General features: G+C 74.1%; 5 protein-coding genes and 1 pseudogene. 4 read left to right on the top strand and 2 right to left on the bottom strand.

Annotation, left to right across the window (positions count from 1 at the left end; translation table 11 throughout):
• Positions 1–241: pseudogene (locus VGX25_RS35500) on the bottom strand (glycosyltransferase family 1 protein); the annotation flags it as partial.
• A 24-nt stretch (positions 242–265) separates the two neighbouring features.
• Between VGX25_RS35500 and VGX25_RS35495 the strand changes: the two are divergent.
• Genes VGX25_RS35495 through VGX25_RS35480 form a run of 4 tightly spaced genes read left to right on the top strand, consistent with a single transcriptional unit; the run spans position 266 to position 5,984 of the window.
• Positions 266–1,189: a glycosyltransferase family 2 protein gene (locus VGX25_RS35495; RefSeq protein ID WP_326922375.1), complete on the top strand. Its 924-nt coding sequence runs from the start codon at positions 266–268 to the stop codon at positions 1,187–1,189.
• A 56-nt stretch (positions 1,190–1,245) separates the two neighbouring features.
• On the top strand, positions 1,246–3,792 hold the full coding sequence (locus VGX25_RS35490) for a glycosyltransferase (protein WP_414636088.1): 2,547 nt from the start codon (positions 1,246–1,248) through the stop codon (positions 3,790–3,792).
• Entirely contained in the window at positions 3,785–4,873 is a 1,089-nt protein-coding gene (locus tag VGX25_RS35485; protein ID WP_326922373.1) for a glycosyltransferase family 1 protein, read from the top strand. Before VGX25_RS35490 ends, VGX25_RS35485 begins: the two co-directional genes overlap by 8 nt.
• 28 nt (positions 4,874–4,901) lie before the next feature.
• Positions 4,902–5,984, top strand: a complete 1,083-nt coding sequence (locus VGX25_RS35480) for an alcohol dehydrogenase catalytic domain-containing protein (RefSeq protein WP_326922372.1) — start codon at positions 4,902–4,904, stop codon at positions 5,982–5,984.
• On the opposite strand, the gene rfbD is transcribed toward VGX25_RS35480, so the two are convergent.
• Positions 5,967–6,866: a dTDP-4-dehydrorhamnose reductase gene (gene rfbD / locus VGX25_RS35475; RefSeq protein WP_326922371.1), complete on the bottom strand. Its 900-nt coding sequence runs from the start codon at positions 6,864–6,866 to the stop codon at positions 5,967–5,969. The two genes, VGX25_RS35480 and rfbD, sit on opposite strands and share 18 nt — an antisense overlap.
• Position 6,867 lies beyond the last annotated feature (1 nt).

The following is a 6,867-nucleotide window of genomic DNA, read 5'->3' as shown; positions in this document are numbered from 1 at the left end:
GCGGCACCCCGCGCTCCCACGCGCCGGCGAGCGCCCGCCGCGGCAGGGCGAGCCGGCGTGGGCCGCGCACCCCGGCCACCGCCGCGGGCGCGACGTCGGAGTGCCAGGCCGTGACACCGGTGACGGTCCACCCGCCGGGCGCGGCCGCGGCCAGCGCGGTGAGCAGCTCCCTGGTGTAGCGCCCGGTCCCGCCGGGCACGGGCGCAAGCAGCTGCTCGGCGAGCACGACGAGCTCCGGCATCGGCTCAGGGTACGGTCTGCTCCCGTGCACATCCGGACCACCGTCGTGGTGGTGACCTGGCGCGGGCGGGCGCACATCACCCGGTGCCTTGACGCCCTCGCCGCCCAGAGCCGTCCACATCGGACGGTCGTTGTGGACAACGCGTCGGACGACGGCACGGCCGGGCTGATCGCGGCGCATCCCAGCCGTCCGGAAGTGCTCCGGCTGCCGGCCAACGTCGGCTACGCGGGCGGGTTGGCCGCCGCCCTGCCGGCCGTGCGCACCGAGCTGGTGGCCTGGCTCAACGACGACGCCGCCCCGGATTCCGGCTGGTTGGCCGCCCTCGAGGACGCCATGGACGCCGACCCGCGGGCCGCCGCGGTGAGCGCCCGCCTCGAGTCGCCGGACGGCGCGCCCGCCTCGGTCGGGGTCCGGCTCACCCCGCTGGGCTACGGCGCCGACGTGCCGGACGGCGACGTCTTCGGCTTCTGCGGCGGCGCGGCCCTGCTCCGGGTCGACGCGCTGGCCGCGGTCGGCGGCGTCCCGGCCGGGTTCTTCTGCTACTACGAGGACACCGACACGTCCTGGCGGCTGCGGCTGTCCGGCTGGACGATCCGGACCGCCCCGGCCGCCCGTGTGGTGCACGTGCACGGCGCCAGCACCCGGCCGGGCTCCCGCCGGTTCCACCTGTGGAACGAGCGCAACCGCCTGCTGATGCTGATCCGCTGCGCCCCGGCCGCCGTTGCGCTGCGTGAGCTGGCCCGGTTCGCCGCGATCACCGCGCTGCTCCCGGTGCGCAGGCGAGTACCCGATACGCTGAACTTCCGGCTGCGCTTACGCGTGCGTGTCCTCGCCGAGGTCGCGCTCCGCCTCGTCCCCACAGTCCTGCAACGACGCCGGATCGGCCGCCGCGCCACGGTCGACCGCACCACCGTGTGGCGTACGGCGACCGCTCAATTGGCCGGTTGAGCGCACGGCCCCGGTGGCCATACGGCAATCTATGCACCATCCGAGTTGCCGAAGGAGTGCCCGTGCCCGACCCGGCGCTGCTGCCGACCCTGTCGGTGATCGTGGTGAACTACCGCGGCGCCGACGACACCCTGACCTGCCTGCGCGCGCTGCGTGCCGACCTGGAGTATCCGGCCGACCGGCTGCAGATCGTCTGCGTGGACAACGCCTCCGGGGACGGCAGCGCGGAGCGGATCCGCGGCGTCGACGGGGTGGAGCTGGTCGAGGCCCAGGCGAACCTGGGCTTCGCCGGTGGGTGCAACCTCGGCGCGCGGCATGCCACCGGCAGCGTGCTGGCCTTCCTCAACAACGACGCGCGGCCGCATCCGGGCTGGGCGGCGGCGGCGGTCGCCGTGCTGCGGGCCGAGCCGACCGTGGCGGCGGTGGCCAGCAAGGTGCTCGACTGGGACGGTCGGACGATCGACTTCGCCGACGCCGGGCTGACCTGGTTCGGCATGGGCTACAAGCGACACGCCGGGCGGCCGGCCGGCACGCTGACCGACGACGAACCGCGGGACGTGCTGTTCGCCACCGGCTCGGCGATGTTCGTCCGGGCCGGGGTGTTCCACGCGCTCGGCGGCTTCGACGAGCGGTTCTTCATGTTCTACGAGGACGTCGACCTCGGCTGGCGGCTGAACCTGCGCGGCTGGCGGGTGCGCTACGAGCCGGGATCGGTTGCCTACCACCGGCACCACGCTTCGGTGTCCACAGTCGACTCTCCGGACGGCGCCCGCGAGCTGTACCTGCTCGAGCGCAACGCGTTGGCCACGCTGTACAAGAACTTCTCGGACCGGACGCTGGCCGCCGTGCTGCCCGCGGCGCTGGCGCTGGCCGTGCGCAGGGCCACCGCGCGCGGCGAGGTGGACCCGACCCAGCTGGAGATCGTCAACCGGCCGGCGGACCGGGGCGCCGCCGAGCCGGACACGGTGCCGATCCCGCGCACCACGCTGGCCGGGGTGCTTGCCATCGACCAGTTCGTCGAGCTGCTGCCGTCGCTCGCCGCGTCCCGCAAGACCGAGCAGGCGGCGCGGGTGCGCTCCGATGCGGACCTGGTTCCCTTGATGCGCAAGGCGATGGAGCCCGCGTACCCGCTGCCCCGGTACCTCGCCGCGCACGACGTGCTGACCGAGGTGTTCGGCATCGAGGAGGCGTTCGGCACGCGCCGCCGGATCCTGGTGCTCACCGGGGACGCCATCGCCGAGCGGATGGCCGGGCCGGCGATCCGGGCGTGGAACATGGCCGACGTGCTGTCCGCCGAGCACGACGTCCGGCTGGTCACGGTGAACCCGACCTGCGAGCCGCCCGATGCGCCCTTCCCGGTGCTGCCCGCCCGGCGATCCGAGCTGCGCTCCCATGTGGACTGGGCGGACGTCGTGGTGCTGCAGGGTCACGTGCTTGAGCTGGTGCCGGGCCTCAAGAGGCGTGACTCGGGCACGATCGTGGTCTGCGACATGTACGACCCGATGCACCTCGAGCTGCTCGAGCAGGGCCGCGACCTGGCCAGGTCCGACAGCGACGAGCAGCGTGAGCTGGACCTGATCGGGGTCACCAGGGTGCTCACCGCCCAGCTCGAGCGCGGCGACTTCTTCCTGTGCGCGTCGGAGCGGCAACGGCACCTCTGGCTCGGCCACCTGGCCGCGATCGGCCGGCTCACCCCGGCCCTGTACGACAACGACCCCACGGTGCGCTCGCTGCTGGCCGTGGCGCCGTTCGGGTTGCCGGGCAAGCCTCCGCAGCGCACCGCCTCGCCCATCAAGGGAAACCTCGTGGCCGACACCGACAAGGTGGTGCTCTGGGCCGGCGGGGTGTACAGCTGGTTTGACCCGCTCACGCTGCTGCACGCGATGGACCGGCTCATCCGGCGGCGTGGTGACGTGCGGCTGGTGTTTCTGGGCATGCGGCACCCCAACCCGGAGGTGCCGGACATGGACATCGGTGTCCAAACGCGACTCCTCGCCGAGCGGCTCGGCCTCACCGGGCGGCACGTGTTCTTCAACGAGAGCTGGGTTCCCTACGCCGAGCGGCAGAACTGGCTGCTCGACGCGGACTGCGGGGTGACGACGCACTACGAGCACGTGGAGACCACGTTCGCGTTCCGCACCAGGGTGCTGGACTACCTGTGGGCCGGGCTGCCGATCGTGACCACGGACGGCGACTCGTTCGCCGAGCTGGTGCGGGCCGAGGGGCTCGGCGTCGTCGTCCCGGCGGAGGATCCGGCCGCGCTGGCCGACGCGCTTGAGCGGGTCCTCTACGACGAGGACTTCGCGCACGCGGCCCGGGAGCGGATCGCGGCCGTGCGCGAGCGGTTCACCTGGGAGACGGTGCTCGCGCCGCTGACCGCGTTCTGCCGCGACCCCCGGCCGGCCGCCGACCGGCTGCCGGGGCACGAGCCGCTGGTGCGCAACAAGCCGCTGCGGACCGCCGAGGTGCTGCGCCGGGATGTCGCGCTGGTCAAGGAATATCTCGACGCCGGCGGTCCCGGCGAGCTGGCAAGGCGGGCAGCGGGGCGGGTGCGCCGCCTGGCGCGCAACAGGTTGCGGGGGCGGGGTAGACCGGATGAGTAGACCTCCGCTGCGCGTGCTCCTCGACGGCACGCCGCTGCTCGGCGCCCGCACCGGCATCGGCCGCTATACCGCGGCGCTCGCCGAGGAGCTCGCCTCCATGTCCGATGTGGACATGCGGGCGGTGGCGTTCACGCTGCGCGGCTGGCGGCAGCTGCGCAAGGTGCTGCCGCACGGTTCCCGGGCAAGGGGCATGCCGGTGCCGGCCCGGTTGCTGCGGCGCAGCTGGCTGCGGGTGCCGTTCCCGCCGGTCGAGCTGTTCGCCGGGTTCACCGACGTGGTGCACGGCACCAACTTCGTGTTGCCCGCCGCGGCCCGCGCGGCCGGCGTGCTGACCATCCACGACCTCGCCTTCGTCGACGCGCCGGAGGATCTGCCGCCGAGCGACGCGCGGCTGCCGGAGCTGGTCCGGCTGTCCGCCCGGCGCGCCGCCGTGGTGCTGACCCCCACCCGGGCGGTGGCCGACACCGTGGCGGACCGGCTGGACATCCCGGCCGACAAGATCGTCGTGACCCCGCTCGGCGTGGACCCGGCCTGGTTCACCGCCCGGCCGCCGAGCGAGGCGCTGGCAAGGCGGATCGGGCTGCCCGCCGCGTACCTGCTGTTCGTGGGCGCCGCCGGCCCGCGCAAGGCGCTGGACTGGCTGCTCAAGGCGCACGAGATCACCCCGGACCTGCCGCCGCTGGTGCTCGCCGGGCCCGGGCACGTCGGGGTCCCGGACCGGGTCAAGGCCGTCGGCTATCTGTCCGATGTAGACCTTCGGAGCGTGGTCGCCGGCGCGTCCGCGCTGGTGCTGCCGTCCCGCGACGAGGGCTTCGGCCTGCCCGTGCTGGAGGCGATGGCCTGCGACGTGCCGGTGGTCTGCTCGGACGTCCCGGCGCTGCGCGAGGTCTCCGGCGGGCACGCCACGCTGGTCCCGTTCGGCGACAGCGAAGCCATGGGCGCCGCGCTCACCGCCGCCCTCGACGAGCACCTGTCCCTCGGCACCCTCGCCGCCCGCCGCGCCTACGCCGCCGAGTACACCTGGCGCCGCTGCGCCGAGCTGACCGTGAGTTCCTACCGGCGCGCCGCTGCGGCATCCTGAAGGCTCGACGAGACGACGGGAGGGTGCCGTGGTCAACGCGGCCGTGGTTGCCGGGCGGGACGCCGAGATCGAGATCAGGGACATCGTGCTGCCCGAGCTGGCCGCCGACCGGGTGCGGGTGCGGGTCGCAGCGGCCGGGATCTGCCACTCCGACCTGTCGATGGTCAACGGCACGCTGCGACCGTCGTTCCCGCTCGTGCTCGGGCACGAGGCGTCCGGTGTGGTCGCCGCGGTCGGCCCCGGGGTCACCCGGGTCTCGCCGGGCGACCGGGTGGTGGTCAACTGGGCGCCGCCGTGCCGGCACTGCTGGTTCTGCCTCAACGGCCAGCCGTACCTGTGCAGGGCGGTGGAAGGGGTGGCCAGCCTGCCCGGCGGGATCCTGGACGACGGCACGCCACTGCACCTCGCGATGGGCGTCGGCGCGTTCGCCGGCGAGGTGGTGCTGCCCGCCGCGGGGGTGGTGCCGCTGGCCGACGGGGTGCCGCTGGACCTGGCCGCGCTGCTCGGCTGCGCGGTGCTCACCGGGGTCGGCGCGGTGCGCAACACGGCGCGGGTCCGGCCGGGCGAGTCGGTCGTGGTGATCGGGCTGGGCGGCGTCGGGTTGTCCGCGATCGCCGGGGCGCGGCTGTCCGGGGCGGGGCCGATCATCGCGGTGGACGTGTCCGCGGAGAAGGAGAAGATCGCCATTGCCGCGGGCGCCACCCATTTCGTTGCCGCGCACGACAAGCAGGCCAAGCAGATCCGCGCGCTGACCGGCGGGCGGGGCGCCGACCACGCCTTCGAGTGCGTCGGCCGGTCGGCGACGATCAGGGCGGCCTGGGGCTGCACCCGCCGCGGCGGCCAGGTGACCGTGGTCGGCGTCGGCCGCCAGGACGACCAGGTGAGCCTGAACGCGCTGGAGATCTACCACTTCGCCCGCACGATCGCCGTGTCGGTCTACGGCTCCGGCGACGCCGACCGCGACCTGCCGTGGCTGGCCGAGCAGATCACGCTCGGCCACCTCGACCTGGAGCCCCTCGTCTCCCACCGGATCGGGCTGGACGGGATCCCGGAGGCGTTCCGCCGCATGGAAGCCGGCGTCGGCGCCCGCTCGCTACTTGTGTTCGACTAGCTCGGGAAAGGCCGCACTCAGCGCGCTTCGCCAGTCCCGCAACGGGGTAAGTCCGGCAGCCGTCCAGGAGTCGTTGGACAGCACCGAGTACGCCGGCCGCGGTGCGGGGCGAGGAAACTCCTCGGTGGTGCACGGCCGGATCCGATCCGGGTCGGCGCCCAGCTCCTCGAACACCGCCCTTGCCAGGCCGCACCAGGTGGTCTCGCCGGCACCGGTGCAGTGCAACACCCTGGCGGCCGGCGGCGCGTCGCCGGCCGCCCTGGCGGCCAGCTCGAGCAGCCCGGCGGCCAGGTCCCCGGTCCAGGTCGGCGATCCACGCTGATCGTCCACAACGGACACCGTGTCCCGCTCGCCGGCAAGCCGGATCATGGTCCGCACGAAGTTGACGCCGTGCGCGCCGTACACCCACGCGGTGCGCACCACCCAGGCCCGCGCCCCGGAGCCGAGCACCGCGTCCTCGCCGGCCAGCTTGGTCAGCCCGTACACCGAGCGCGGCCCGACCGGATCGTCCGTCGCATAAGGACGATCGCCGTCGCCGGGGAACACGTAGTCGGTGGAGATGTGCAGCAGCGGCACCCGGCGCGACGAGCAGGCGGCCGCCAGCACCCGCGGGCCGTCCGCGTTCACCGCGAACGCCCTTGCCCGGTTCGACTCGGCCTCGTCCACCGCGGTGTACGCGGCCGCGTTGATCACGACCGGGTCCAGCCCGTCGGCCGCGGCCGACTCGGCAAGCGCGGTCACCGCCTCGATCACCGTGCCGGCGTGGGTCAGGTCGAGCTCGGCCGAGCCGGGCGCCCGGACGACCGCATCCTCCGGGGCTCGCGCCACCAGCTCGCGGCCGACCTGGCCCGTTCCGCCCGTGACCAGAAGCGCCAAACCCATG

Origin of the sequence: Actinophytocola sp. (assembly GCF_035942955.1) — a bacterium.
Taxonomy (GTDB): Bacteria; Actinomycetota; Actinomycetes; order Mycobacteriales; family Pseudonocardiaceae; genus DASYTH01.
This window is presented reverse-complemented; position numbering and strand designations above follow the sequence as displayed.